This window comes from Exiguobacterium sp. s39 (genome assembly GCF_018618925.1).
Classification (GTDB): domain Bacteria; phylum Bacillota; class Bacilli; order Exiguobacteriales; family Exiguobacteriaceae; genus Exiguobacterium_A; species Exiguobacterium_A abrahamii.
In genome coordinates this window covers 1-1,250 of record NZ_JACSNA010000010.1, presented here as the reverse complement: position 1 = coordinate 1,250, position 1,250 = coordinate 1, and the positions used below count along the sequence as shown (strand labels likewise).

Here is a 1,250-nt window from a genome sequence, read left to right as displayed (position 1 = left end):
CTGCGCTCGACTTGCATGTATTAGGCACGCCGCCAGCGTTCGTCCTGAGCCAGGATCAAACTCTCCATGAAGTGTTTGACTTGCTCGTTGTGTGACCGAAGTCACGATTGACGAAGCTTGCGCTTCATTCGTTTTTGTATTCCGTAGAATACGATTTTTGCCTCATCGTTCAGTTTTCAAAGTCCAATGTATTTCGTATGAAAATAATGGTCGGGAAGACAGGATTCGAACCTGCGACCCCTTGGTCCCAAACCAAGTGCTCTACCAAGCTGAGCTACTTCCCGAAAAGTGCACCCTGAGAGATTCGAACTCCCGACCCCTTGATTCGTAGTCAAGTACTCTATCCAGCTGAGCTAAGGGTGCATCATATGGTGCGGTCGAGAGGACTTGAACCTCCACGATGTTGCCACCACTAGGCCCTCAACCTAGCGCGTCTACCGATTCCGCCACGACCGCATAATGCTATTCAAATATAAATGGAGCGGAAGACGGGATTCGAACCCGCGACCCCGACCTTGGCAAGGTCGTATTCTACCACTGAACTACTTCCGCATATAAATGGTACGGGTGAAGGGACTTGAACCCCCACGTCAAAGACACTAGATCCTAAATCTAGCGCGTCTACCAATTCCGCCACACCCGCATAAAAATGGTGTGTCATGCAGGATTCGAACCTGCGACCCTCTGATTAAAAGTCAGATGCTCTACCAACTGAGCTAATGACACATAAATGATATGAAGTTAAAAAATGGGGCGACTGATGGGAATTGAACCCACGAATGCCGGAATCACAATCCGGTGCGTTAACCACTTCGCCACAATCGCCAAAATAAAAATGGTGCCGGCAACAGGAGTCGAACCCGCGACCTACTGATTACAAGTCAGTTGCTCTACCAGCTGAGCTACACCGGCAAAAGAAATGGTGGCTTTGGACGGAATCGAACCGCCGACACAAGGATTTTCAGTCCTTTGCTCTACCAACTGAGCTACAAAGCCGATATTAAAATGGCGGTCCTGACGGGATTCGAACCCGCGATCTCCTGCGTGACAGGCAGGCATGTTAACCGCTACACCACAGGACCGTTTAAGTATAAGGTGACGACTTCTATAATGATAAAACATCTATGTAAGTCTGTCAATTGTTTTATTAAAAAAACAAAAGCCTGGCAACGTCCTATCCTCACAGGGGGAAGCCCCCAACTACTTTCGGCGTTCAAGTGCTTAACTTCCGTGTTCGGCATGGGAACGGG

General features: G+C 48.8%; 10 tRNA genes and 2 rRNA genes. All 12 read right to left on the bottom strand.

The features are described 5' to 3' along the window. Positions 1–71, bottom strand: a 16S ribosomal RNA gene (locus KNQ11_RS16620); the annotation flags it as partial. Between the two features lie 136 nt (positions 72–207). Beyond that, positions 208–284, bottom strand: a tRNA-Pro gene (locus KNQ11_RS16615). Between the two features lie 5 nt (positions 285–289). After that, positions 290–363: transfer RNA gene (locus KNQ11_RS16610), tRNA-Arg, on the bottom strand. Between the two features lie 6 nt (positions 364–369). Further along, positions 370–456: transfer RNA gene (locus KNQ11_RS16605), tRNA-Leu, on the bottom strand. Between the two features lie 21 nt (positions 457–477). After that, a tRNA-Gly gene (locus tag KNQ11_RS16600) sits at positions 478–552 on the bottom strand. A 7-nt stretch (positions 553–559) separates the two neighbouring features. Then, a tRNA-Leu gene (locus tag KNQ11_RS16595) sits at positions 560–643 on the bottom strand. A 7-nt stretch (positions 644–650) separates the two neighbouring features. After that, positions 651–726, bottom strand: a tRNA-Lys gene (locus KNQ11_RS16590). Positions 727–749: 23 nt separating this feature from the next. Then, a tRNA-His gene (locus tag KNQ11_RS16585) sits at positions 750–825 on the bottom strand. Positions 826–836: 11 nt separating this feature from the next. Next, positions 837–912: transfer RNA gene (locus KNQ11_RS16580), tRNA-Thr, on the bottom strand. An 8-nt stretch (positions 913–920) separates the two neighbouring features. Then, a tRNA-Phe gene (locus KNQ11_RS16575) sits at positions 921–996 on the bottom strand. Between the two features lie 10 nt (positions 997–1,006). Continuing rightward, a tRNA-Asp gene (locus KNQ11_RS16570) sits at positions 1,007–1,082 on the bottom strand. Between the two features lie 79 nt (positions 1,083–1,161). Continuing rightward, positions 1,162–1,250 (bottom strand): 5S ribosomal RNA (gene rrf, locus KNQ11_RS16565); the annotation flags it as partial.